Annotated in this window: 27 protein-coding genes; 9 read left to right on the top strand and 18 right to left on the bottom strand. The window is 70.9% G+C overall.

What is annotated here, in order from left to right:
* Window positions 1-36: 36 nt before the first annotated feature.
* The 5 genes from ADK86_RS15450 to ADK86_RS15470 form a co-directional block, all read right to left on the bottom strand.
* The gene (locus tag ADK86_RS15450) at window positions 37-345 is read right to left on the bottom strand and encodes a hypothetical protein (protein ID WP_003985768.1); all 309 of its coding nucleotides are present in this window, start codon (window positions 343-345) and stop codon (window positions 37-39) included.
* Window positions 346-561: 216 nt separating this feature from the next.
* Window positions 562-789, bottom strand: a complete 228-nt coding sequence (locus ADK86_RS15455; protein ID WP_003985770.1) for a DUF397 domain-containing protein — start codon at window positions 787-789, stop codon at window positions 562-564.
* A gap of 34 nt (window positions 790-823) precedes the next feature.
* A complete protein-coding gene (locus ADK86_RS15460; protein ID WP_053697101.1) occupies window positions 824-1,024 on the bottom strand; it encodes a DUF397 domain-containing protein in 201 nt (66 codons plus the stop codon).
* 38 nt (window positions 1,025-1,062) lie between these two features.
* The gene (locus tag ADK86_RS15465) at window positions 1,063-1,269 is read right to left on the bottom strand and encodes a DUF397 domain-containing protein (protein ID WP_053697102.1); all 207 of its coding nucleotides are present in this window, start codon (window positions 1,267-1,269) and stop codon (window positions 1,063-1,065) included.
* Between the two features lie 9 nt (window positions 1,270-1,278).
* Entirely contained in the window at window positions 1,279-2,169 is an 891-nt protein-coding gene (locus ADK86_RS15470; protein WP_053697103.1) for a helix-turn-helix domain-containing protein, read from the bottom strand.
* Window positions 2,170-2,362: 193 nt separating this feature from the next.
* On the opposite strand from ADK86_RS15470, the gene ADK86_RS15475 reads away from it, so the two are divergent.
* The 3 genes from ADK86_RS15475 to ADK86_RS15485 all read left to right on the top strand — a co-directional run bounded on the left by ADK86_RS15475 (window position 2,363) and on the right by ADK86_RS15485 (window position 4,801).
* Complete coding sequence (locus tag ADK86_RS15475) at window positions 2,363-2,794, top strand: ATP-binding protein (RefSeq protein ID WP_053697104.1); 432 nt, start codon at window positions 2,363-2,365, stop codon at window positions 2,792-2,794.
* 94 nt (window positions 2,795-2,888) lie between these two features.
* Complete coding sequence (locus ADK86_RS15480) at window positions 2,889-3,893, top strand: NlpC/P60 family protein (RefSeq protein WP_053697105.1); 1,005 nt, start codon at window positions 2,889-2,891, stop codon at window positions 3,891-3,893.
* A 209-nt stretch (window positions 3,894-4,102) separates the two neighbouring features.
* Window positions 4,103-4,801 (top strand): phosphatase PAP2 family protein, encoded by a 699-nt coding sequence (locus ADK86_RS15485; protein WP_053697106.1) that lies wholly within the window; start codon window positions 4,103-4,105, stop codon window positions 4,799-4,801.
* Window positions 4,802-4,925: 124 nt separating this feature from the next.
* Here ADK86_RS15485 and ADK86_RS15490 read toward each other — a convergent pair whose 3' ends face one another.
* From ADK86_RS15490 to ADK86_RS40870, 4 genes are all read right to left on the bottom strand, one after another.
* Window positions 4,926-5,735, bottom strand: a complete 810-nt coding sequence (locus ADK86_RS15490) for an SDR family NAD(P)-dependent oxidoreductase (protein ID WP_053697107.1) — start codon at window positions 5,733-5,735, stop codon at window positions 4,926-4,928.
* The gene (locus tag ADK86_RS15495; protein WP_053697108.1) at window positions 5,732-6,070 is read right to left on the bottom strand and encodes an antibiotic biosynthesis monooxygenase family protein; all 339 of its coding nucleotides are present in this window, start codon (window positions 6,068-6,070) and stop codon (window positions 5,732-5,734) included. Before ADK86_RS15495 ends, ADK86_RS15490 begins: the two co-directional genes overlap by 4 nt.
* Before the next feature lie 97 nt (window positions 6,071-6,167).
* On the bottom strand, window positions 6,168-7,754 hold the full coding sequence (locus tag ADK86_RS15500) for an FAD-binding oxidoreductase (protein WP_053697109.1): 1,587 nt from the start codon (window positions 7,752-7,754) through the stop codon (window positions 6,168-6,170).
* 186 nt (window positions 7,755-7,940) lie between these two features.
* Window positions 7,941-8,123 (bottom strand): hypothetical protein, encoded by a 183-nt coding sequence (locus ADK86_RS40870; RefSeq protein WP_078882241.1) that lies wholly within the window; start codon window positions 8,121-8,123, stop codon window positions 7,941-7,943.
* A gap of 146 nt (window positions 8,124-8,269) precedes the next feature.
* Here ADK86_RS40870 and ADK86_RS15505 point away from each other — a divergent pair, with 146 nt between their 5' ends.
* Entirely contained in the window at window positions 8,270-9,256 is a 987-nt protein-coding gene (locus ADK86_RS15505) for a hypothetical protein (RefSeq protein ID WP_053697110.1), read from the top strand.
* A gap of 138 nt (window positions 9,257-9,394) precedes the next feature.
* A complete protein-coding gene (locus tag ADK86_RS15510; protein ID WP_053697163.1) occupies window positions 9,395-9,589 on the top strand; it encodes a hypothetical protein in 195 nt (64 codons plus the stop codon).
* 57 nt (window positions 9,590-9,646) lie between these two features.
* On the opposite strand, the gene ADK86_RS15515 is transcribed toward ADK86_RS15510, so the two are convergent.
* Entirely contained in the window at window positions 9,647-10,048 is a 402-nt protein-coding gene (locus ADK86_RS15515; protein ID WP_053697111.1) for a metal-sensitive transcriptional regulator, read from the bottom strand.
* A gap of 194 nt (window positions 10,049-10,242) precedes the next feature.
* On the opposite strand from ADK86_RS15515, the gene ADK86_RS15520 reads away from it, so the two are divergent.
* Both ADK86_RS15520 and ADK86_RS15525 read left to right on the top strand, forming a co-directional pair.
* On the top strand, window positions 10,243-10,863 hold the full coding sequence (locus tag ADK86_RS15520; protein WP_003983068.1) for a DUF47 domain-containing protein: 621 nt from the start codon (window positions 10,243-10,245) through the stop codon (window positions 10,861-10,863).
* Between the two features lie 6 nt (window positions 10,864-10,869).
* On the top strand, window positions 10,870-11,868 hold the full coding sequence (locus ADK86_RS15525) for an inorganic phosphate transporter (protein WP_030592178.1): 999 nt from the start codon (window positions 10,870-10,872) through the stop codon (window positions 11,866-11,868).
* 168 nt (window positions 11,869-12,036) lie between these two features.
* Here ADK86_RS15525 and pstB read toward each other — a convergent pair whose 3' ends face one another.
* The 4 genes from pstB to pstS form a co-directional block, all read right to left on the bottom strand.
* Window positions 12,037-12,813, bottom strand: coding sequence for a phosphate ABC transporter ATP-binding protein PstB (pstB, locus tag ADK86_RS15530; protein ID WP_030372816.1), 777 nt, complete (start codon window positions 12,811-12,813; stop codon window positions 12,037-12,039).
* 38 nt (window positions 12,814-12,851) lie between these two features.
* Entirely contained in the window at window positions 12,852-13,931 is a 1,080-nt protein-coding gene (gene pstA, locus ADK86_RS15535; protein WP_053697112.1) for a phosphate ABC transporter permease PstA, read from the bottom strand.
* Window positions 13,928-14,923 carry a phosphate ABC transporter permease subunit PstC gene (gene pstC, locus ADK86_RS15540; protein WP_053697113.1) on the bottom strand — a complete coding sequence of 332 codons (996 nt, stop codon included), beginning with the start codon at window positions 14,921-14,923 and terminating at the stop codon, window positions 13,928-13,930. Before pstC ends, pstA begins: the two co-directional genes overlap by 4 nt.
* A 99-nt stretch (window positions 14,924-15,022) precedes the next feature.
* A complete protein-coding gene (pstS, locus tag ADK86_RS15545; protein ID WP_053697114.1) occupies window positions 15,023-16,150 on the bottom strand; it encodes a phosphate ABC transporter substrate-binding protein PstS in 1,128 nt (375 codons plus the stop codon).
* Between the two features lie 611 nt (window positions 16,151-16,761).
* Here pstS and ADK86_RS15550 point away from each other — a divergent pair.
* Entirely contained in the window at window positions 16,762-17,751 is a 990-nt protein-coding gene (locus tag ADK86_RS15550; protein WP_053697164.1) for a C40 family peptidase, read from the top strand.
* Between the two features lie 375 nt (window positions 17,752-18,126).
* Complete coding sequence (locus ADK86_RS15555) at window positions 18,127-19,452, top strand: PP2C family protein-serine/threonine phosphatase (protein ID WP_053697115.1); 1,326 nt, start codon at window positions 18,127-18,129, stop codon at window positions 19,450-19,452.
* Window positions 19,453-19,579: 127 nt separating this feature from the next.
* Here ADK86_RS15555 and ADK86_RS15560 read toward each other — a convergent pair whose 3' ends face one another.
* The 4 genes from ADK86_RS15560 to ADK86_RS15575 all read right to left on the bottom strand — a co-directional run bounded on the left by ADK86_RS15560 (window position 19,580) and on the right by ADK86_RS15575 (window position 22,185).
* Window positions 19,580-19,921: a DUF2516 family protein gene (locus ADK86_RS15560; protein ID WP_003983061.1), complete on the bottom strand. Its 342-nt coding sequence runs from the start codon at window positions 19,919-19,921 to the stop codon at window positions 19,580-19,582.
* A gap of 97 nt (window positions 19,922-20,018) precedes the next feature.
* On the bottom strand, window positions 20,019-20,624 hold the full coding sequence (locus ADK86_RS15565) for a hypothetical protein (protein WP_053697116.1): 606 nt from the start codon (window positions 20,622-20,624) through the stop codon (window positions 20,019-20,021).
* A gap of 34 nt (window positions 20,625-20,658) precedes the next feature.
* Window positions 20,659-21,084: a helix-turn-helix domain-containing protein gene (locus ADK86_RS15570; RefSeq protein ID WP_053697117.1), complete on the bottom strand. Its 426-nt coding sequence runs from the start codon at window positions 21,082-21,084 to the stop codon at window positions 20,659-20,661.
* Window positions 21,085-21,258: 174 nt separating this feature from the next.
* Window positions 21,259-22,185 carry an NADP-dependent oxidoreductase gene (locus tag ADK86_RS15575; protein ID WP_053697118.1) on the bottom strand — a complete coding sequence of 309 codons (927 nt, stop codon included), beginning with the start codon at window positions 22,183-22,185 and terminating at the stop codon, window positions 21,259-21,261.
* Between the last annotated feature and the right edge of the window lie 78 nt (window positions 22,186-22,263).

Below are 22,263 nucleotides of genomic sequence, written 5' to 3' on the forward strand. Positions count from 1 at the left end.
CCGTACCGCCCTGCGGCGGCCCCGGCGGTACGGCGGCTACACCGCCATCCCGTACACGATCGTGAACAGCGTCCCCAGTGAGCCGATGATGAAGACCCCGGTCAGGCCCGCGACGATGAGGCCCTTGCCCTGCTCGGCGCTGAACGTGTCGCGCAGCGCGGTGGCGCCGATGCGCTGTTTGGCCGCACCCCAGATCGCGATGCCCAGGCAGAGGAGAATCGCTACTGCCATGACCACTTCGATCATCACGCGCGCTTCGTTGCCCAGCGTCCCGAACGGGCCCCAGTTCGGGGCGATTCCGCCAATGATGGTGGTGATGTCGCCCTTTTCGGCCGCCAAGTACATGTATGAACTCACCGCCCCTAATGCGTAGTTGCGCAACCCGCGCCACACGGTGCGGGCCGGCCTCTATCTTCGCTGACAAAACCGCCATCGCATGTCGACTTGACGGCTTTCTTTGACGGATCCCGTGGGGATTCCGTGCATACGGGGACGCGCGGCGCTCCGGGGCCCATCAGCGTGACCGTGTGTATCACGCCCGGCCACCCCAGGCAATTGCCGCTAAAGCCCTACGAAGTGGTCGAACTCGCCGGCCTTCACCCCCAGGACGAACGCGTCCCACTTGGTACGCGTCGTCACCACGACGTTGTCCGGCTCGATGTTCGTCCGCAGGTAGACGTGGTCATCGTCCCCGAAGGCGACCTCGATGTACTCGGGCGCACTCTCGTCGTCCGTGGCCTTCTGCCAGTTGAGGTCGGCGGGGATGGGCGGGGTGGGCGGCATGGCCATTCCTTCGTAGGGACGGAAGCGGGTTGAGGGTCGGTCAGCGGAAGCCAGCCGCACAGCGGTCGGCCTTGACGGCCCGGAGGAAGGCGGCCCAGCTGGGGGCGGTGGCCCGCCCGACTGTGGCGGGATGGTCGCCCTCACGGTAGAGGATGGGGCCGCCGGGGTGGGGCGTCACCTCTATGCAGTCGTCCTGTCCGCTGCCGCTGTACGAGGACTTCTGCCAGATGGCCTGCGGCATGGCGGTTCCTTATGGGAAGGCATACATGCGGTGATGGTTCAGGGGCAGCGGGGCCCGGCCGCACAGCGGTCGGCCTTGACGGCCCGGAGGAACGCGGCCCAGCTGGGGGCGGTGGCCCGCCCGACCGCGCCGGGATGGTCGCTCTCACGGTAGAGGACCGGGCCGACGCACGGGGCCGCCACCTCTAAGCAGTCGTCCTGGGCGTGTGTGCTGTACGACGACTTCTGCCAGGCGAGCTGCGACATGGTGATTCCTTACTGCATGGCGTACATGAGGTGGTGGATCAAGGTCAGGGAGTCCCGGCCCTCATGAGACTCGGGCCTCGTCTCGGGGTCAACCGGCGGCAGCGCCAGTTCGGACAGCTTCGTGAAGATGGCGGAGTACCTGTCGACGTACTGGTGGTCGTGGAGCAGGACGGAGCCGAGCGGCTGCTCCAGCCGGACCGTGTCGAGTTCTCGCGTCGGACCGCCGAAGAGGGCGAAGGGACGGCTGTAGGCCGAGAAGCCACCGGCGGAGAACGGGAAGACCTGCACGGTGACGTGCGGCAGGCGCGCCACCTCGATGAGCCGGCGCAGCTGCCCGCGCATGATGTCGGCGCTGCCGACCAAGGTGTGCAGGGCCCCTTCGTGGATCACGGCGTGGTACGGCGTGCCCGGGGATCGTTCGATGATGCGCTGGCGGGCCAGGCGGAATTCGACACCACGGTCGATGGGTTCGTCCGTGACCTCGTCCGCCGCCATGGCGCACATGGCTCGTGCGTAGTCGGCGGTCTGGAGCATGCCGGGTACGGCCGACGACTCGTGCATACGGACGCGTGTGGCGCCGGCCTCCAGCTCGGCGAGGTCGAGGGCCGGACGCCCCATCACGTCGCGGTACTCGTCCCACCAGCCCTTCCCCCGATGCTGCGCCATCGCCATCAGCCCCTCGAACAGCGGCCCTTCCGCGCAGCCGTAGGAGCGCAGGAGGTTGTAGAGGCCGTTGCGGGGGACGTCGACGCGGCCGCTCTCGATGTGGCTCACGCGCTGGCGGTCGGCGTCGATCACGGCGGCGGCCTGGTCGCCGGAGAGGCCCGCGGCCAGGCGCAGTTTGCGCAGCTCGGCGCCGAGGCGCCGTTGGCGCTCGGTGGGCTGGGTTCTGGGAGCCATGGGTTCCTCCTCGGTGTCCGGCCGCAGTGTGGCGCGATTCCGCGGCAGAGAAACACGTTTGGGCCGGTCTGCCACTCGTCCGAGGGGGATTCCGGGGACTCGGTTGCAACTACCTCAACTTCGTCCCTAGCTTCATCGGGCAGGCCCTCGTGCGCCCCGCACCCCCCGGCCCGTGACCCGAGGAGGCCACACCATGTGTCCCACCACCGAGGCCGCTCACCATCCGCACACACTGTGTGACTTCTCGCTCGTCTTTCCGCCGGATCCGGGGTGGGTGCGTACGGCCAGGGACGCGGTCGGTACGGCGGTGCGGGGCGCCGGGCGGGGGGATCTGGCGGACACCGCGGTGCTGCTGACGTCCGAGGTGGTGACGAACGCGGTCAACGCCTGCCGCAGCAGTGGCTGTTCCGAGCCGGTGACGCTGTACGGGGAGTGGCCCGCGCCGGCCACGTTGCGGGTGCTGGTGCACGACGGGGCGCCGGGGCTGCCGGTCCAGCGGTGGCCTGCGGGTGACACGGTGGGCGGCCGGGGGCTGTACCTGGTCGGTACCTGTGCCGACGAGTGGGGCGTGTGCCGTCACGGGCCGGGGCGCGGGAAGTCGGTCTGGTTCGAGCTGGGGGGCTGAAGAACGGGGGCGAGCGGGCCGGTACGGCCACCGTGTGGCGAGGTACATGCCGAAAACGGCGGTGAAACCCGCCCGTTTGGGGGAGGGTTGTGGGGTGCGCAAATTCTGGGTGGCGGGTGGGCTCGGGGTCGGGCTGGTGCTCTGTTTCCTCGCGCTGCTCGTGGTGGGCGTGTACGCGGCCGCCGCGGGACTGGCGGGCGGCGCGGGCCGGGCCGTTGGGCTGGCCAAGGGGGCCGTACCGGCCGCGTACCAGCCGCTGGTGCAGAAGTGGGGCAACCTCTGCCCCGCCATCAACCCGGCGCTGCTCGCCGCGCAGCTCTACCAGGAGAGCGGCTGGAACCCCCGCGCCCAGAGCCCGGCGGCGGCGCAGGGCATCGCCCAGTTCATCCCCGGCACATGGCAGACGCACGGCATAGACGGGAACGGGGACGGCCGGCGGGACGTGTGGGACCCGGCGGACGCGATCCCGTCGGCGGCGTCGTACGACTGCGAGCTGGCGAAGTACGTGAAGGACGTGCCCGGCGACCCGGCGCACAACATGCTCGCGGCGTACAACGCGGGCGCGTACCGCGTCATCCGGGCGGGCGGGGTGCCGGCGATCAGCGAGACGCAGAACTACGTACGGATCATCACGACCCTCGCGAAGAGCTTCGAGGCGCCGGTGGGGCGGGTCGCGCCGTCCCGGCAGGCGGCCTCCGCGATCTACTTCGCCCAGGAGCAGCTGGGCAAGCCGTATCTGTGGGGCGGCAACGGCACACCGGAGCAGAACGGGCGTTTCGACTGTTCGGGGCTGACGAAGGCGGCGTACCACTCGGTGGGGATCGAGCTGCCGCGCGTCGCCAACGACCAGTGGAACGCCGGGCCGCATCCGAAGCGGGACGAGCTGCTGCCGGGGGACCTGGTGTTCTTCGCGCACCATCTGAACGATCCGCGCTCCATCCACCACGTGGGGATCTACGTGGGCGGCGGGTACATGATCAACGCGCCGTACACCGGCGCGGTGATCCGGTTCGACAAGATCGACAAGCCGGACTACATCGGGGCGACCCGGGTCACCGAGGACGGCGCGAAAGCGCTGCCCAGCGCGAACGCTGCGTGAACATGGGGCCCTGAACTGCGGACATCAGTCTCTCTTCGGTAACGTCCTGGTGATCATCCGGTAGAAGGTGGAACGGCTCGGATGCGCATCGCGTTTCCTAGGCGTGGAGACATGGCGGGGCCGTAGGAATCCGGCCACGCCCGACGACCACGGGGGTTGGCAGCACTCACACGGCGCTCGCGCGCGCGAAAGGTAAGGGGCCGCGGCAGATGGCTGGACTCGCAATGGACGGGTCGAACCCCGATGTGGACGTGCTCGACGGCATCAACGGCCTCGCGAAGGACGCACCGCACTGGCTCAACCGCGCCATGGAGTACCTCGGCGAGTACGGCATCATCGCCGGCCTCGCGGTGCTGTGCCTGATCGCCTGGTGGGGCGCCCGCAAGCGGCCGGACGCGCCGTCCGCCGTGGCGGGCCTGGTCTGGGCGCCGCTGGCGGCCGGTATGGCGCTGCTGGCCAACATCCCGATCCGGGCGGTGGTGGAGCGGCCCCGGCCGTTCAAGGACCATGCGGGCCTGGAAGTGCTCATCCCGGGCAAGAGCGACTTCTCGTTCGTCAGCGACCACGCGACGCTGACCATGGCGGTCGGTGTGGGGCTGTTCATCGCCCACCGCAAGTACGGCCTGATCGGTATCGCGCTGGCGCTGCTGGAAGGGTTCTGCCGGGTCTACATGGGCGTGCACTACCCGACCGACGTGATCGGCGGCTTCGCGCTCGGCACGGCCGTCGCGCTGCTGCTCGCGCCGGTGGCGCTGGCGCTGCTGGCGCCGGTGACGACCGCCGTGAGCCGCTCGCCCGGGTGGTGGCTGGTCCGGGCCGGCGGCCCGGCGGCACGCCCGGTGTCCGAGCCGGTGACGGCCGTACCACCGGTGTCCCACACGGAGCGGGACGAGGACCTGGCGGCGTAGCCGAGCGCGGCACGCCGCACATCGGGGGGAGGACGGGGCCACAGGGCCCGGTCCTCCCCCCGACGCATGACGGCCCGCTGCCCGCTGCCCGCTGCCCGCCGCGCGCTGAGTGCGAGGCCCGCGGTCAGTTCACGGACTGCAGACGACGGAACGAAACCGGCTGATTCAGACCGCCGCTGACGGGGAGGCAGGCGCCGTTGAGGAACGCCGCCTCGTCGCGGGTCAGCATGGCGATCGCACCGGCGATGTCGTCGGGGACCGCGGTCCGGCCGCCGGGAGTCAGCGCCGCCAGTACGGGCGGGATCGCGGACGGCAGGTGGCTGCTGGTTCCGGTGGCGACATAGCCGGGATGGACGACGTTGACGGTGACGCCCGGCCCGGTCAGCTCATCGGCGGCGTAACGGGCGTACGCGGCGAGCGCGGCCTTGGTGACGCCGTTCGCGGTCATTCCCGGGGCGGAGGGGCCCTCGGCGTGGAGGGAGCCGATCAGGATCATCCGGCCGTATCCCCGTTCCAGCATGCCCGGGGCCACGGCCGTGACCAGCCGGTGCGTGGCGGCGACGTCCTGGCCCACCTTGGCGGCCAGCTGCTGCGCCGGCAGCTCCAGAAGGGGGGCGTGCGGGTAGGGGGCGGCGGCGTTGGCGACGAGGATGTCGACCCCGGTGGCGAGCCGGGCGACGGATTCGATCAGCCCGGAGGCGCTCTCGGGCGCCGCTTCGGGCGCGGCCAGGTCGAACGGGACCGCGTGCGCGGGGACCTCGTGCTCGGCCCGGAGGCGCAGCGCCAGCTCCTCGGCGGCGTCGCGGGCGCTGCGGTAGGTGATGATCACGCCGGCGCCCATGGCGGCCAGGGACCGGGCGGCGGCCGCGCCGATGCCCCTGCTGCCGCCGGTGACCAGGGCGGTACGGCCGGACAGCGGCCGTCGGGCGGTCATGCCTGCCGGCCGTGGTGGACCGAGCGGACCCGTACGAGGGTCGGGTCGTAGGCTTCCGCGATCGCCGCCACCTGGCCGATGTGCGCGCGGACGTCGGTGCGCCGCAGCGCTTCCTCGTACTGCTCCTCGCCCGCCCACTGCGCGTAGTTGACGACGCGCCGGCCGTCCAGGCTGACGTGCAGGTTCGCGGACACGAAGCCGGGCACGGCCAGGAACACGTCGCGGGTCGCCCGGTCGAGGGCGTCGGCGAGTTCGGTCTGCCGTCCGGGGGTGACGGTGAAGACGTTGACCAGGGTGATCAGGTCGGCGTCGGGGGAGATCGTGGTGCTGCTCATGGCGGGTGCTCCCAAGGGCCCAGTGTCAGGAGTTTGACATCGAGGACTGTATGGATGCCCTCTGGCGGTGTCAAACTCCTGACATCACAGGGAGGGGTCACAACGCCTGCGGAAACGTCCTGAACAGCCCGTTCGGGTCGTACTGCTGCTTCAGCTTGGTGAGCCGGCCGGCGGCCGGACCGTAGTAGGCCCTCTTCCAGTCGGTCAGGGCCGCGTCCGTGTAGTTCTGGTACGCCGCGCCCGACGCGTACCGCCGCATCGCGCCGTGCACGCTCGCCAGCCACGCGCTCTGCGCGGAGCCGGAACCGCCCGCCTTCCAGGACGCCAGGTACTGCGCGAGGAAGCGCGAGCGGCGGTGCACGAAGGCGGTGTCCGTGGGGCGGACCCGGTTGATCGCGCCGCCCAGCGCGGTCAGCGACGCGTTGCCCGCCACGCCCTTGCGGCTCGCCGCCTCGATCTGGCCCAGCAGGGCCCGCATACCGGCCGCGTCCAGCGAGCGGTCGAAGAAGTCCGAGCGGGCGGCGTACGTCTCGCGGAGCAGCTTGCCCGAGGCGCTGCGCCCGGGGACGTCGCCGGGCAGATGGCACTGCTCGGTGGTCTTCGAGGAGCAGCCCGCGTACGACTCCATCGCGTCCAGGTACGAGGTCGGCGTCAGGCGCACCGACTTCGCGGGGCCGGGGCCGCCCGCCCGGTCGGCCAGTTTGTCCACGGCGTTCTGGAGGTCGCCGTACGAGCCCAGGGAGAACGCCGCGACGGCGACGGACGGGGTGCCGCCGGGGTGGGCGTCCAGGTGTAGTGACGACCATATTTCGCCGGGCTGGGCGGGTCCCCACTCCTGCCAGGCGCGCAGGACGGCGGTGGCCTTGGACCAGGGCCAGGTCATGTAGGCCATGACCGAGCGGGGCGCCGCATGGGTCCGGAAGCGGAGTTCGGTGACGACGCCGAAGTTGCCGTTGCCCGCGCCGCGCAGCGCCCAGAAGAGGTCGCTGTTGCGCTTGGCGTCGCACTCCACGGTCTTGCCGTCGGCCGTAACGAGGGTGGCGCCGACCAGGCTGTCGCAGGTCAGGCCGTACGCGCGGGACGCGACGCCGTGGCCGCCGCCGAGGGTGAGGCCGGATATGCCGACGGACGGGCAGGAGCCGCCGGGGATCGTGGCGTTGTGCTTGCCCAGGCCCTCGTAGACCTCGATGAGCTTGGCGCCGGCGCCGATGCGGGTGATGCCGCCGGACGGCGCGGAGACGGAGTTCAGGGCCGATACGTCGACGATCAGCGCGCCGTTGCCGCTGGACCAACCGGCGTACGAATGGCCCCCGTTGCGTATCGCGACGGGGGCGGCGTAGCGGCGGGCGAACGACAGGCACTCGGCTATGTCGGACGGATGGCGCACATACGCCACGGCCGCGGGCTTCAGATTGTCGAAGCGGGTGTTGTACAGGCGCCGGGCGGTGTCGTACGCGGCGTCCCCGGCCTGGATCAGCTTGCCGTCCAGGCTCTTGCGCAGCGCCTCCCAGGACGCCTTGTCGGCCGGGCGCTTGGCGGCCCGTGACCCCGCCGTCAGGGTGACGCCGCCGGACGACGGGCCGGTGCCCGGCGGGCTCGCGTGGCCGGAACTGCCGCCGCAGGCCGCGGTGACCGCCGTCGCCGCGAGTCCGCCGCCGGCTGCCAGTATCGTGCGCCGCTTCATCGTGAACTGCCCCTTTTGGGACCCCCGTGGGGGCCCGCGCGCCGTGGATGACTTCCCTCCACTCAGATGGGGCGGGAGGCGGGGGAGGTTCCAGGGGCGTGCTGACGGGCGGTCGGCCGCGGGTACGGCGCGACCGCCCGGGGGCTGTCGTCAGGGCTCGTCACGCGGGGGCGGCGGGGTTCGGGATCACTCCGCCCGCAGGTGCCGCTCCGCGTCCGTACGGGCCTGGGAGCGGGCCCGGCGGGCCGGGCCGTGCCAGCCGCAGCTGCAGCGGGCGAGGCAGAAGGATCCCCGTTCGACGGTGGTGGTCCGGTGGTCGGTCGGCTCTGAGGAGTGCGGTATCGGCTCTGCCGAGGCTCGGTCGTGCACGGCGCCAGGGTACGCGCCGGGGGTGTACGGGCGTGACGAAGCGGCCTGAACGGTCGTTGAACGGAACGGGTCGGGCTGCTCCGGGGCAACCGGAACATCTCGGTCCGGAACTTCACGAGCAGAGCGGCCGAGGGGGCTCGTACGCGATGGTGGTGCAGGACAGGCGAGGCGGCGCTGTCGCGGCCGCCGCGTGCGGGGTGGGGCTGGCGGTCGGACTGTTCACGACGGGCTGCTCCTCGAACGGGGCGGCGGCCGACGACCAGACCTCGGCCGGCCGCTTCGCAGACGGCCCGGTGGGCGGGTCCGCGGCCGGGCTGCCCTTCACCGACCGTGCCCGCCCGCCGGGCGCCCGGTCGTCCACCGGGGATCCGGACCCGGCGGGCGCGTCCGCCGCCGGGTCCCCCTCCGGCCGCACGGACTACGCCGCGGCCCTGCGCGCCTGCGCCGACGCCCTGGTCCGGGCGGGCTCCTCCCGCGTACGCACGGACCTGGAGACCACCAGCGGCGGCACCCGTATCGCCATCCGCGGCACCGGCGGCCACGACTACCGCGGGCGCACCGGGCAGCTGAACGTCCGCCTCCCGGACACCGGCGACGGCCGCGGCGCGGACCGCACGATCACGGAGATCCTCACGCCGGGCGCCCTCTACATGAAGAACCGCGGCGCGGGCGTGCCCGCCGACAAGTGGGTGCGGGTGGACACCGCCTCGCTCGCCGACGGCAATCTCGTCACTGGCGGCGCGACCGACCCGATGGCCGCCGCCGAACTGCTGCGCGGGGTGCGCGAGGTGACGTACGAGGGCCGGGAGCGGCTGGACGGCGCCTGGGTGCGGCACTTCAGCGGTACGACGCACATCGGCTCGGCGGCGCGCGCGGCGTCCCCGGCGTACCGGCCCGCGCTGACCGCGGCGGAGAAAGGCTTCACCACCGACGAGGTGGCCTTCGACGCGTATCTGGACGACGCCGGGCGGCTGCGCAAGGTCCGCCAGCGCTTCCGCTTCGCCAACGGCAGCACGGGGGGCACGTCGGTGACCTCCACCACCACCCTCCACGGCTTCGGCGCGCCGGTCCCGGTCCGGCTGCCCGACCGGCGCGACATCTACTCGGGCCGGGTCACCGCCGACGGCGGCTGAGGTCCGCGGGCCGGCGGGTGAGCACGGCCTGTGCGAACCGGCGGAAATGGTCCATCCGTGCCATGCGCGGAGCGTGCGCCCGTACCTACTCTGGGCGTAACCACCAGAAGAGTGGGGAGGCGCTCGAAGGAGGAGGTGTTGTACGTGGCCGGACACCGCAACCCGACGGTTCAGGACCACGTGGCCCTCGTCGAGATCGACCTGACTGGTGAGTTGATGATCGCGGCGGCCGCCGCGAGCGAGGATCGGCTCAGCTCGGACCGTATCGACGAGGTGCTGGACGTGGACGCGGACCGCCCGCAGCCGGGGCCGGGGCCCGGCGGCCTTACGTGACGGGGCGGCGGCGCCGTGCGCGGCGGCGCGCGGCGGCCGTGCGTCCGGCGCCCGCTCTCAGGTGCGCAGCATCCGCTCGATCGCCCTGGTGGCTTCCTTGACCTTCTCGTCGATGGCCTCGGGTCCCTTGACGGCGGCGTCGGCGACGCAGTGCCGCAGGTGCTCCTCCAGGAGCTGGAGGCCGAAGGACTGGAGGCCCTTCGTGCTCGCCGAGACCTGGGTGAGTATGTCGATGCAATACACATCTTCTTCCAGCATGCGCTGGAGGCCGCGGATCTGGCCCTCGATCCGGCGCAGCCTCTTGAGGTGCGCGTCCTTCTGCTTCGCGTAACCGTGGATGCCCAGATCGTGATCGGTGACGGCGTCGGGGTCCGGCCGGACGGCGGTTTTCGGCCCGTCGGCGTGGCAGGCCGCGGCGGCTGCGGTGCTGCCGTCGGTGTCGGCGTCCGTGGTCGTCATGGCCATCTCCCGTGGTACGTAGGCGGTCCATATACCCCTAGCGGGTATATGGTACAGAAATTCGCGGGCGCGGGCGGTCCCCCGTGCAGAGCATGCTGCCCGATGGGCGACACTGAAGGAATGCCGGTTAGCTGTGGCTGGATGATGCGCCTAGCATCAACTCGACCGAATCCGATGCACCCCGAGGATTTCACGTGCGCTTTCGTCTGACCCCCAGGGAGACGAGCTTCTACGACATGTTCGCCGCGTCCGCGGACAACATCGTCACGGGCTCCAAGCTCCTGATGGAACTGCTCGGGGCGGACGCCTCCGCGCGGACAGAGATCGCCGAGAGGATGCGGGCGGCGGAGCACGCGGGGGACGACGCGACCCACGCGATCTTCCACCAGCTGAACTCCTCGTTCATCACGCCGTTCGACCGCGAGGACATCTACAACCTCGCCTCGAAGCTGGACGACATCATGGACTTCATGGAGGAGGCCGTCGACCTGGTCGTCCTCTACAGCATCGAGGAGCTGCCCAAGGGCGTCGAGCAGCAGATCGAGGTCCTGGCGCGGGCGGCGGAGCTGACCGCCGAGGCGATGCCGAACCTGCGGACGATGTCCAACCTCACCGAGTACTGGATCGAGGTCAACCGTCTGGAGAACCAGGCCGACCAGATCCACCGCAAGCTGCTCGCGCACCTGTTCAACGGCAAGTACGACGCCATCGAGGTGCTCAAGCTCAAGCAGATCGTGGACATCCTGGAAGAGGCGGCCGACGCCTTCGAGCATGTCGCCAATACGGTCGAGACGATCGCCGTCAAGGAGTCCTGACCTCCGGTGGACACCTTCGCGCTCATCGTGACCATCGGGGTCGCGCTCGGTTTCACGTACACCAACGGCTTTCACGACTCCGCGAACGCCATCGCGACCTCGGTCTCCACGCGGGCGCTGACCCCGCGGGCGGCGCTGGCGATGGCCGCGGTGATGAACCTCGCCGGTGCCTTCCTGGGCAGCGGGGTCGCCAAGACGGTCAGCGAGGGGCTGATCTCCACGCCCGAGGGCTCCAAGGGGATGGGCATCCTCTTCGCCGCCCTGGTCGGCGCGGTGGTCTGGAACTTGGTCACCTGGTACTTCGGGCTCCCGTCGTCGTCCTCGCACGCGCTCTTCGGCGGCATGGTGGGCGCCGCGCTGGCGGGCGGTACGACCGTCTACTGGTCGGGCGTCATCGAGAAGATCGTCGTTCCGATGTTCCTCTCGCCCGTGATCGGCCTGGTCCTCGGCTATCTCGTGATGGTCCTGATCATGTGGCTGTTCCGGAAGTCCAACCCGCACAAGGCCAAGCGCGGCTTCCGTATAGCGCAGACGGTCTCGGCGGCGGGCATGGCGCTCGGGCACGGCCTCCAGGACGCCCAGAAGACCATGGGCATCGTGGTGATGGCGCTGGTCATCGCGGATGTCCAGAGCGCGGGCGACGCCATCCCGGTCTGGGTGAAGATCGCCTGTGCGCTGACCCTGTCGCTGGGCACGTACGCGGGCGGCTGGCGCATCATGCGTACGCTCGGCCGGCGGATCATCGAACTGGACCCGCCGCAGGGCTTCGCGGCCGAGACGACCGCGGCGTCCGTCATGTACACCGCCTCGTTCATGTTCCACGCGCCGATCTCCACCACCCATGTCATCACCTCGGCGATCATGGGTGTGGGCTCGACGAAGGGCACCCGGGCGGTGCGCTGGGGCGTCGCCAAGAACATCGTCATGGGTTGGTTCATCACCATGCCCGCCGGCGCGGCGGTGGCCGCTCTGAGCTACTGGTGCGTCCACCTCGTGTTCGCGTGACGTGACCGCGGCCCGCGCGGGCCGTCCGTACGTTCTTGTGGGCCCGCCCTCCGAAGCCGGAGGGCGGGCCCTCGTCCTTGCGGTGGCACCGCCATGCAGCACCGAAAGGACGCACGGGGCCGGCCGGAGCCGGTGTCCCAGGCCCGGGCGGGCCCCGGAGACCGCCCCTCAGCCGAAGCGGCCGGAGATGTAGTCCTCCGTGGCCTGGACCGACGGGTTGGAGAAGATCCGCTCGGTCTCGTCGATCTCGACCAGCTTGCCCGGCTGGCCGACCGCGGCCAGGTTGAAGAAGGCCGTACGGTCCGAGACGCGCGCGGCCTGCTGCATGTTGTGCGTCACGATGACGATCGTGAACCGTTCCTTCAGCTCGCCGATCAGGTCCTCGATGGCGAGGGTGGAGATCGGGTCGAGCGCCGAGCACGGCTCGTCCATCAGCAGCACCTGCGGCTCGACCGCGATGGCGCGGGCGATGCACAGCCGCTGCTGCTGGCCGCCGGACAGGCCCGAGCCGGGCTTGTTCAGCCGGTCCTTGACCTCGTTCCAGAGGTTGGCGCCCTTGAGGGACTTCTCCACGACGTCGTTCAGCTCGGACTTCTTGTACGAGCCGTTCAGCCGCAGGCCCGCCGCCACATTGTCGAAGATCGACATGGTGGGGAACGGGTTCGGGCGCTGGAAGACCATGCCGACGGTACGGCGCACCGCCACCGGGTCCACGCCGCTGCCGTAGAGGTTCTCGTCGTCCAGCAGCACCTTGCCCTCGACCCGGCCGCCGGGGGTGACCTCGTGCATCCGGTTCAGGGTGCGCAGGAATGTCGACTTGCCGCAGCCCGAGGGGCCGATGAAGGCGGTCACCGAGCGGGGCTCGACGGTCATGGAGATGTCGTCGATGGCCTTGTGGCTGCCGTAGTACGCGGAGAGGCCGCTGACGTCGATTCGCTTGGCCATGGGGATCACTGCTTCTTTCGTGTCGCTGGGGGAGGAGGTCAGCGGCCGGTCTTGGGGGCCTTCCAGCGGGCGATGCCGCGGGCCACCAGGTTGAGGATCATGACGAAGGCGATGAGGACCAGGGCCGCGGCCCAGGCGCGGTCGTAGGAGGCATCGGAGCCCTGCTGCCACTGCTGGAACACATACAGCGGCAGCGACTGCTGGGCGCCTTCGAAGGGGTTGTTGTTGATCGTCTTCGCGCCCCAGACGAGCAGTAGGACGGGCGCGGTCTCGCCGGTGATACGGGCGACGGCCAGCATCAGACCGGTGGTGATGCCGCCGATCGAGGTCGGCAGGACCACCTTGAGGATGGTGCGCCACTTCGGTACGCCGAGGGCCAGCGACGCCTCGCGCAGCTCGTTCGGCACCAGCTTGAGCATTTCCTCGGTGGAGCGCACGACCACCGGCATCATCAGGATCGCCAGGGCCATCGCGCCGGCGAAGCCGGACGGGCCGAAGCCGAGGATCAGGATCCACACCGAGAGGATGAACAGGCCGGCGACGATCGAGGGGATGCCGGTCATCACGTCGACGAAGAAGGTGACGGCCTTGGCGAGCTTCCCGCGGCCGTACTCGACCAGGTAGATGGCGGTGAGCAGGCCGATCGGCGCGGCGATCAGGGCGGCCAGGCCGACCTGCTGGAGGGTGCCGATGATCGCGTGGTAGATGCCGCCGCCGGGCAGCGCGTCGGGCAGGGTGCCCATCGAGTGGCTGAGGAAGTAGCCGTCGAGGACCTTGAGGCCGCGCGCGACGGTCTCCCAGATGAGGGAGGCCAGCGGGACCACGGCCAGGATGAAGCAGATCCAGACCAGGCTGGTGGCGAGGCGGTCCTTGGCCTGCCGGGTGCCTTCGACGGCGGTGGCGAGCGCGTACGTACCGAGGATGAACAGCAGGGCGGCGATCAGGCCCCACTGGATGCGGCTCTCCAGGCCGCCGGCCAGGCCGATGCCGCAGCCCACCGCGACCGCGGCCAGGGCGAGGGCGGCCGGGGCCCAGCGGGGCAGCCGGGGCTGCTTGAGCGGCACCGGGAGCGGGGCGCTGTCGGCGACGCGCCGGGGCGGGGTGACCGTGTTGCTCATGCGTTGGCCCCCGAGTACTCCTTGCGGCGCGCGATGATCATGCGGGCCGCGCCGTTGACGAGCAGCGTGATGACGAAGAGGACGAGGCCGGAGGCGATCAGGGCGTCCTGCCCGAACTCGTCGGCCTCGCTGAACTTGCTGGCGATGTTCTGCGCGAAGGTGCCGCCGCCCGGGTTCAGCAGGCTGGCGTTGATCAGGAAGCTGGGGGACAGCACGGTGGCCACGGCCATCGTCTCGCCGAGCGCGCGGCCCAGGCCCAGCATCGAGGCGCTGATGACGCCGGAGCGGCCGAACGGCAGCACCGACATGCGGATGACCTCCCAGCGGGTGGCGCCGAGCGCGAGCGCGGCCTCCTCGTGCATCTTCGGCACCTGGAGGAAGACCTCGCGGCTGACGCTGGTCACGATCGGCAGGATCATGATCGCGAGCAGGATGCCGACGGTGAACAGCGCGCGGGGGGCCTCGTCGGCGTAGGAGAAGATCCCGGTCCAGCCGAAGTAGTCGTCCAGCCAGCTGAAGAGGCCGGTCAGGTGCGGCACGAGGAAGAGGGCGCCCCACAGGCCGTAGATGATGCTGGGCACGGCGGCGAGCAGGTCGATGACGTACCCGAGCGGGGAGGCCAGCCTGCGGGGCGCGTAGTGCGAGATGAACAGCGCGATGCCGACCGCGACCGGGACCGCGATGAGCATCGCGATCACCGAGCTGACGACGGTGCCGAAGGCGAGGACCGCGATGCCGAACTTGGGCTCGGGGCCCGAGGTGTTCCACTCGAAGTAGGTGAGGAAGTTCGCGTGGTCACCGGAGATGGCGATCACCGAGCGGACGGTGAGGAAGGCCGCGATGGCGGCCATGATCACCAGGAGGGCGATGCCGGAGCCGCGGGAGAGGCCGAGGAAGATCCGGTCTCCGGGGCGTACCGCCTTGCCGGACACCGAGGAGGCGGCCGGCGCGGGCGGTGGCGGGGCGTTGGATATCGAGGGTGCTGAATTCATGGTTTCTCCGGTCTGCGGAGCCCGGCGGGGGCTCCTGGCGCGGCGGTGCACCGGAAGGGCGGCGGCCCGCGCGGGGTGCGCGGGCCGCCGCCCGGTGGGTCAGGAGAGCGAGGAGACGGCCGAGCGGACCTTCTCCGCGATCTCGGTCGGCAGCGGCGCGTAGCCCAGCTCCTTCAGGGAGTTCTGGCCGTCCTTGCCGGCGATGTAGGTCAGGAAGGACTTGGTGGCGGGCAGCGTCTCCGCCTTGTTGCCCTTGTCGCAGGCGATCTCGTACGTGACGAGGGTGATCGGGTAGGCGTCCTCGGCCTTGGTGGTGTAGTTCAGCTTCAGGGCCAGGTCGCTGCCCTGGCCGACCTGCTTGGCCTCGGCGATGGCCTTGGAGGCGTTGTCGACGGTGGCCTCGACCGGGGCCTTGGCGCCGGTGTTCAGCTTGACCGTGTTGATCTTGCTGGCCGTGGCGTACGAGAGCTCGAAGTAGGAGATCGCACCGCTGGTCTGCTTGACCTGCGAGGACACGCCGGCCGAACCGGACGCGGCCTGGCCGCCCTTGCCCTCCCAGGTCTTGGCCGGCTCGTGCTTCCAGGCGTCGGGCGCGGCGCCCTTGAGGTACTTGGTGAAGTTGTCGGTGGTGCCCGAGTCGTCCGAGCGGTGGAACGCCTGGATCTTCAGGTCCGGCAGCTTGGCGTCGGGGTTGAGCTTCTTGATCGCCTCGTCGTTCCACTTGGTGATCTCCGAGTCGAAGATCTTGGCGAGGGTCGGTGCGTCCAGCACGAGGCTGTCCACACCGGGCACGTTGTAGCCGACCGCGATCGGGCCGCCGACCATCGGCAGGTTGATCGCCTGGCCGCCCTTGCAGATCTTCTTGGACTTCTCGACCTCCTCGGGCTTGAGCGCCGAGTCGGAGCCCGCGAAGGCGGTCTGGCCCTGGAGGAAGGTGGTGATGCCGGCCCCGGAACCGGTGGGCTGGTAGTTGATGCTGGTGTCCTTGCAGGCGCCCGAGTACGCCTGCACCCAGGCGTCCATGGCGTTCTTCTGCGCGGACGAGCCGGAGGCGAGCAGCTTGCCCTTGCCCTCGCACTTGATGTTGCCGGTCTTCGCCGCCGACGCCGCGCCGCCGCCACCACTGGTGTCGTCGGAGCCGCACGCCGACAGGGCCAGGGCACCGGTGACGGCGAGAGCGCCGACGGCGAGGGCGCGAACCCGGTTCTTGCGCTGCAGCTGCTTCACTGTCGTGAGTTCCTTCCTGGGGCGCGCCGCTTCTTCGGCGTGCGGTGGAGACGTGTGCGGTCACCGGGGCGGTGACCGGGATGGCCGCCCCGGCGGGGCGGGCCTGTGCCGGTCACTGTGCGGCGGCCGGAGCGGTGGGACAAGGGCCGCCGGAGCCGGTTGCCCAGCTATGCCGTGCCGCGCTCGCCCCGAAGGAGCGGCGCGCCGCTCGGTACGGCCGAAATTAGGCAGATCAGGTGAAGCTGCCGATGGAGGACGGTGAACGCAGGGTGAACCTCGGCCGACAGCTGGGGGTGGCATTCGTACGGCCCGGAATCCTCGGCGTCGCCCTGTCGGATTACCCGCCGGTATGGCAGCATCCGCGCCTGTAGGGGTGCACGAATCGGTGCGGATCGAGCCGGAGGTGGCTGGTGGGGCGGCAGGGGGCAGGGCGGGGCATTCGCGGTGCGTACGGCATACGGGATGTACGGAGCGTCAACGGTGCGGCGGGGGTGCCGGGCGCGGCGGGGCCGATCGGTGTACCGGGCCGCCGCGGCAAGGGGAGCCGGCCGGGCGTACGGGGGCTGCGCGCCGCGGTGACGGCGACGGCCGTGGTGCTGGGCGTGACGGGGATGCTCGCCGGTACGGCACCGGCCGCGTACGCGGACCCCGGGCCGACCGTGTCCGAAACGCGCCTGGAGGAGGTCCGCACACAGCTGGAGAACCTCTACCGCGCGGCGGAGAAGGCCACCGAGGCGTACAACGCGGCCAAGGAGCAGGTGGATCTCCAGCAGAAGGAGATCGTCAAGCTGGCGCAGAACATCGAGACGACGCAGCGGCGGATGGACGAACTCAAGCGCCAGGCGGGCGCGCTGGCCAGCGCGCAGTACCGCGGCGGCGGCATTCCCCCCGAGGCCCGTCTGATGCTCAACAAGGACCCCGAGCGCTTCCTCGACGACGCCACGCTGGTACGCAAGAGCCAGCACGCCGCCAACGACCTGATCGCTCAACTCGGCCGCACCAAGAACGCCTTGGAGGGCTACTCGCAGGACGCGACCGACCGCTGGGAGCGGCTGGAGGAGAACCGCCGGAAGCAGGAGGCCGCGCAGCTCGACATCCGCAAGAAGGTCGAGGCCGCGCAGGAGCTGGAATCCCGGCTGGCCGCCGAGGAGAAGGAGCGGCTGCGCAAGCTGGAGGACGCGCGGGCCCTCCTGGAGCAGCAGAAATGGCTGGATTCCGGTGTACTGAAGGACATCGACGCCCATGCCTCGGCGGCTGGCAAGAAGGCCGTGGCGTACGCGACGGCGCAGATCGGCAAGGACTACGTATGGGGCGCCGAGGGCCCGGACACCTTCGACTGCTCGGGGCTGACCATGCGCGCCTGGGAGGCGGCGGGCAAGGCCGTACCCCGTACCTCGCAGGAGCAGTGGCGGCAGCTGCCGCGCATCGACATCAAGGACATGCGCCCCGGTGACCTGATCATCTACTACGGCGACGCGAGCCACGTCGGCATGTACGTCGGCGACGGCGCGATGGTGCACGCGCCGCGGCCGGGGCGGCAGGTCACGCTCGCCGGTGCCGGGTCGATGCCGATTCTCGGGGTGGTGCGGCCGGACAAGTGAGGGGGCGGTGCCGCGCGTACCGCTCCGTGAAGCGAACGGTCCGACCGTACGGCTGGACCGTTCGCGACGCTCCACAGAGCGTGACCCCCGCGTGCGTTTCGTCACGGTGCGTGGAGGGCGAACGTGCCGTTCGCGAGGTGATGTTCGTCATTCCGCAGTCCTCCCTTCCCAGGTCAAAACGTCTGTGGCGGACGGCATATGCCAAGAGCGGGGTGCCGTCGGCCATTCCCTCTCCCTCGGCGCTACCGCTATGGTCGCGTCTCGGTGCCCGGTGGCGCACCGCCCGGACCGACCGCCGGGCGGCGGCGGAACCGGGCACAGTGGCACGCCGTTCGGCGGGCCCGCGCACCCTCGGGGGAGGGAAGGAAGCTGAGCATGTCCGTACCGATACCGCGTCAGCGGACGGCCGTGCTGCCGCACGAGGCAGCGCCGGCGGGCTACCCGCGCGACGACGCGGCGGGCACGGCGGATGCGGCGGGCACGGAGGCGGGGCCCGCGGACACCGGCGGGCCGGGACTGACCCTGCTGCTCATCGGCGAGGACCCCACCAGCTCGGTCCCCGAGATGCGGGACCGGGACGGCCGCCGGGCCCGCGTCCGTACGGCCCGCAACCTCACCGAGGCGGAGCGGCTGCTCACCGACGACGTGCACTGCATCCTGCTCGACCTGGCACCGGCCGGAGCGGCGGACGGCCTGGCGCCGGAGGCGGACGGCGGCCGCGACGAGCTGGGCGCCCTGCGCGCGGTACTGCGGATGGCCCCCGCCCACGCCGTCCTCGTACTGACCGCCGAGGCCGACGCCGAGCGGGGCGCCGAGGCCGTCCGCGTCGGCGCGCAGGACTACCTCTTCCGCGACGAGCTGGACGCCTCGGTCCTCAGCCGGGCCGTGCGCTACGCCGTCGAGCGCAAGCGCGCCGACCTCGCGCAGCGCCAGCTCACCGAATCCCGGATGCTCGCCCAGGAGAACCGGCGCCTGGAGCGCGGCCTGCTGCCCACCCCGCTCCTGGACGGCTCCGACCTGCGCTTCGCGGCCCGCTACCGCCCCGGCCGCAGCCGCGCGCTGCTCGGCGGCGACTTCTACGACACGGTGCGCACCCCCGACGGCACGGTCCACGCGATGATCGGCGACGTCAGCGGCCACGGCCCCGACGAGGCCGCCCTCGGCGTGGAACTGCGCATCGCCTGGCGCGCGTTGACCTTCGCCGGCCTGTGCGGTGACGCGCTGCTGTCCACCCTCCAGAAAGTCCTGGAGAACGAGCGCGCCGACGACGAGATCTTCGCGACGCTCTGCCTGGTCGACATCGCACCGGACGGACGCCACGCCGGCGTCTGCCTGGCCGGCCACCCCGCGCCCCTGCTCGCCCGCTCCGGCGGCACGCCGCGACTGCTCCCGTACGAGGAGGGCGGCCCGGCCCTCGGCCTGCTCCCGGGTGCCCGCTGGCCGCGCCGCCAGTTCGTGCTGGGCGGCTCGTGGAGCCTGATGATGTACACGGACGGCCTGATCGAAGGCCGTATCGGCGAAGGCAGGGAACGCCTCGGCCAGGAAGGCATGGCCGAACTGGTGGGCCGTCAACTGGCCGCCGGTCTACGGGGCGAGCAACTGCTCGACGCGGCCGTCACGGAGGTACGGGACCTCAACGGCGGGGAGCTGACGGATGATGTGGCCGTACTGCTGTTGGATCGGGGGAGGGTGCGGGGCTGACGTATGGGCTCTGCCGGGGCCGGGGGACGGAGCTGGCGTACGTGACATGCCGCGGCCGGGGCCGGAGCTGACGTACGGGGCTTGCCGCGGCCGGGGCCGGAACCTTGCGGCCAGGGCCGGAACCTTTCTACCGCCCGTTGAACGGTCCGTACGGCCCGTCCGAGCTCGACCCGCCGCCGCGGCGCGGGCCGCGGCCGCCGGAGACCGCCTTGATCGCGGGCCGTACGTCCACCGTGTAGACGATCACCGCGATCAGCCCGATGATCGGCAGGAACGACATCAGCGGCAGCAGGAACAGCAGTGCCGTGGCGATCACCAGGAAGATCAGCCACATGCCCTTGGTCTGCTTGTCGGCGGCCCGGTAGGCGTCCTCGCGCCGCACGGCCGCGTCGACGAGCATCACGGCGGCGTACACGGCCAGGGCCAGCTGCACCCAGCTCAGCACGTTCTGGAACCCGTAGATCAGCACTGCCACCACCCGTTCGACTCGGTCCGTCGCCGCCCCACCGTACCCGGAGAACGGGCCGGACACGCGGTGCGTGCCCGGCCCGCGGCCCCTGGATGCGTTACTTGCCGTTCTCGGTCGACGCCGTGGTCTTCTTGGCCGTCGTCTTCTTCGCGGGGGCGGTCTTCTTGGCGGAAGCCGCCTTCGCGTCGCTGTCACCCGCCGTGTCGGGCCCGGTCGCGCCCTCGCCCTCGGAGCGGGGCTCCGTCACGGGCTCCTGCTTGGGCTCCGGCTCGATCGCGACCGCCAGGTCCTCGGTGGCCTCGGCGGTCTCGGAACGCCAGGTCTGCACCGCGTTGCGGCCGCGCTCGGCCATCTCCTCGTACCCCTCACGCGCCTTGACGGCGGCCTCGGCCGCCCGGCCCACGCCCTGGAGCACCAGGTCCTGCGTCTGCTGGCTCAGCTTCTTGAAGTCGGAGTCGAGCAGGCTCAGCTGCCGGGTGATCCAGTCCTGCGCCTCCTTCGCCTCCTTGCTGACACGGTCCTGGACGGTCTTCGGGTCGGTGTTGCGGACGGCCTCGAAACGCTTCGGTGCCTCCTCGCGGATCTTCTCGACCAGGCCCGGGATCTCCTTGGCCTTCTCGGCGGCGAAGTCCACGGTGCCCGCGATGGCGTACAGCGGAGTCGGGTCGGTCAGCGCCTTGCGGACGTCGTCGGTGATGGCCATGGCGTGGTTCCTCCTGGAATCGGTGGTCGGTCGCTCAGGTGGCGTGCGGGTCGCCGTCGGCCTCTCGGGCATCCGGAGCGGTCTCGCCGGCGGGCGTGCCGTCGCTTCCGCTCCCGTGTCCGTTCTCCTTGCGGAAGGACTCGTAGATCTGCAGCAGCACCTGCTTCTGCTTCTCGGTCAGCGCCGGATCGGTGAGGATCGCGGTATGCACCTCGACCCCGTCCACCTTCCGCTCGTCGAGGATCCCGGCCTGCACATACAGCGTCTCGGCGGAGATCCGCAGCGCCTTGGCCAGCTGCTGCAGGATGTCCGCACTCGGCTTGCGCAGCCCGCGCTCGATCTGACTGAGATACGGGTTGGACACCCCGGCGGCATCCGCGAGCTGCCGCAGACTCAGCTGCGCATTGCGCCGCTGCTCCCGCAGGAACTCGCCGAGGTTGCCGACGTTGAGTGATGCCATACCCCGATGGTGCGGCATCGTGCTAACTATTGCAAGCGGGTGCTAGCAAAAGTGGTTGAGTGGGGGTGGTGGCCGGGTGCCGAGTACCCGCCTGTCGTGTCTTTGTGCAGCGCTCCGTGCAACTGAGGCGGTGCAACTGAGGCAGTCGCACTCACGCGGAGCCCCATGACGGGTTCAGACGGTGAGGACGAGTTTGCCCTGAAGGTGACCGCCGTCGAGCAGGCGGTGTGCGTCGGCGACGCGTTCGAAGGGGAACGCTTCCTGTACGTGGACCCGGAGCCTGCCCTGTTCGACGAGTGCGACGAGACCGCGCAGGGCGACCGGGTCGGGGTCGACCGCGATGCCGCTGAAGCGCATGCCGGCCGTCTCGTACGTGGCGATGAGCTTCGAGTCCTCCTCGGCGACCGCCGTCACCAGGTGACCGCCCGGGCGGAGCACTTCGAGTGAGCGCTCGGCGATGTCGCCGCCGATCGTGTCGAGCACGACGTCGACGTCCCGGACCGCCTCGGTGAAGTCGACGGCCGTGTAGTCGATCACCTCATCGGCGCCGCACCCCTCGACGAACTCCCGCTTGCTGCCGCCGGCGGTCGTGATCACGTGCGCGCCGAGCGCTTTCGCTATCTGGATCGCGACGTGGCCGACCCCGCCGCCACCGCCGTGGACCAGGACGCGGTCGCCCTCGCTGACACCGGCGAGGTCGACGAGGCCCTGCCACGCCGTCAGCCCGACGACCGGCAGCGCCGACGCCTCGACGTGCGAGAGCGACGCCGGCTTGCGGATCAGGTGCAGCGCCGGTGCCGCGACGACCTCGGCGTACGCGTTCGCCGCCCGCGGGAACAGCGGCATACCGAACACCTCGTCGCCGGGCCTGAACCGCCACGTCGCCGCCTCCTCGACCACGCCGCTGATGTCCCAGCCGAGGACGAACGGCGGCCGGCCGATCAGCGGGAACTCGCCGGCGCGCAGCCGCGCTTCCAGCGGGTTCAGCCCGATCGCCTTCACGCGGACGAGGACTTCGGTCGGCAGGGGCCGGGGCTCGGGCGCGTCCACGACGGTGAGCACCTCGGGGCCGCCGAGCGTCTGTTGGGTGATGACTCGCATGACTCTCCTGGCTTTGAGAGGGGGAGAAATCCCAGGCTAGGTTTGCGACAGGAACCCGCAGGTACCTGTGGGGACCAG

It is taken from the genome of Streptomyces sp. NRRL F-5755, assembly GCF_001279365.1.
Classification (GTDB): domain Bacteria; phylum Actinomycetota; class Actinomycetes; order Streptomycetales; family Streptomycetaceae; genus Streptomyces; species Streptomyces rimosus.

What these genes read in the sequence shown, in the direction of transcription:
- ADK86_RS15450 (WP_003985768.1), bottom strand. Translation starts at nt 345, where the DNA reads ATGTACTTGGCGGCCGAAAAGGGCGACATCACCACCATCATTGGCGGA.
- ADK86_RS15455 (WP_003985770.1), bottom strand. Translation starts at nt 789, where the DNA reads ATGGCCATGCCGCCCACCCCGCCCATCCCCGCCGACCTCAACTGGCAG.
- ADK86_RS15460 (WP_053697101.1), bottom strand. Translation starts at nt 1,024, where the DNA reads ATGCCGCAGGCCATCTGGCAGAAGTCCTCGTACAGCGGCAGCGGACAG.
- ADK86_RS15465 (WP_053697102.1), bottom strand. Translation starts at nt 1,269, where the DNA reads ATGTCGCAGCTCGCCTGGCAGAAGTCGTCGTACAGCACACACGCCCAG.
- ADK86_RS15470 (WP_053697103.1), bottom strand. Translation starts at nt 2,169, where the DNA reads ATGGCTCCCAGAACCCAGCCCACCGAGCGCCAACGGCGCCTCGGCGCC.
- ADK86_RS15475 (WP_053697104.1), top strand. Translation starts at nt 2,363, where the DNA reads ATGTGTCCCACCACCGAGGCCGCTCACCATCCGCACACACTGTGTGAC.
- ADK86_RS15485 (WP_053697106.1), top strand. Translation starts at nt 4,103, where the DNA reads ATGGCTGGACTCGCAATGGACGGGTCGAACCCCGATGTGGACGTGCTC.
- ADK86_RS15490 (WP_053697107.1), bottom strand. Translation starts at nt 5,735, where the DNA reads ATGACCGCCCGACGGCCGCTGTCCGGCCGTACCGCCCTGGTCACCGGC.
- ADK86_RS15495 (WP_053697108.1), bottom strand. Translation starts at nt 6,070, where the DNA reads ATGAGCAGCACCACGATCTCCCCCGACGCCGACCTGATCACCCTGGTC.
- ADK86_RS15500 (WP_053697109.1), bottom strand. Translation starts at nt 7,754, where the DNA reads ATGAAGCGGCGCACGATACTGGCAGCCGGCGGCGGACTCGCGGCGACG.
- ADK86_RS15505 (WP_053697110.1), top strand. Translation starts at nt 8,270, where the DNA reads ATGGTGGTGCAGGACAGGCGAGGCGGCGCTGTCGCGGCCGCCGCGTGC.
- ADK86_RS15515 (WP_053697111.1), bottom strand. Translation starts at nt 10,048, where the DNA reads ATGACGACCACGGACGCCGACACCGACGGCAGCACCGCAGCCGCCGCG.
- pstB (WP_030372816.1), bottom strand. Translation starts at nt 12,813, where the DNA reads ATGGCCAAGCGAATCGACGTCAGCGGCCTCTCCGCGTACTACGGCAGC.
- pstA (WP_053697112.1), bottom strand. Translation starts at nt 13,931, where the DNA reads ATGAGCAACACGGTCACCCCGCCCCGGCGCGTCGCCGACAGCGCCCCG.
- pstC (WP_053697113.1), bottom strand. Translation starts at nt 14,923, where the DNA reads ATGAATTCAGCACCCTCGATATCCAACGCCCCGCCACCGCCCGCGCCG.
- ADK86_RS15550 (WP_053697164.1), top strand. Translation starts at nt 16,762, where the DNA reads ATGCTCGCCGGTACGGCACCGGCCGCGTACGCGGACCCCGGGCCGACC.
- ADK86_RS15555 (WP_053697115.1), top strand. Translation starts at nt 18,127, where the DNA reads ATGTCCGTACCGATACCGCGTCAGCGGACGGCCGTGCTGCCGCACGAG.
- ADK86_RS15565 (WP_053697116.1), bottom strand. Translation starts at nt 20,624, where the DNA reads ATGGCCATCACCGACGACGTCCGCAAGGCGCTGACCGACCCGACTCCG.
- ADK86_RS15570 (WP_053697117.1), bottom strand. Translation starts at nt 21,084, where the DNA reads ATGGCATCACTCAACGTCGGCAACCTCGGCGAGTTCCTGCGGGAGCAG.
- ADK86_RS15575 (WP_053697118.1), bottom strand. Translation starts at nt 22,185, where the DNA reads ATGCGAGTCATCACCCAACAGACGCTCGGCGGCCCCGAGGTGCTCACC.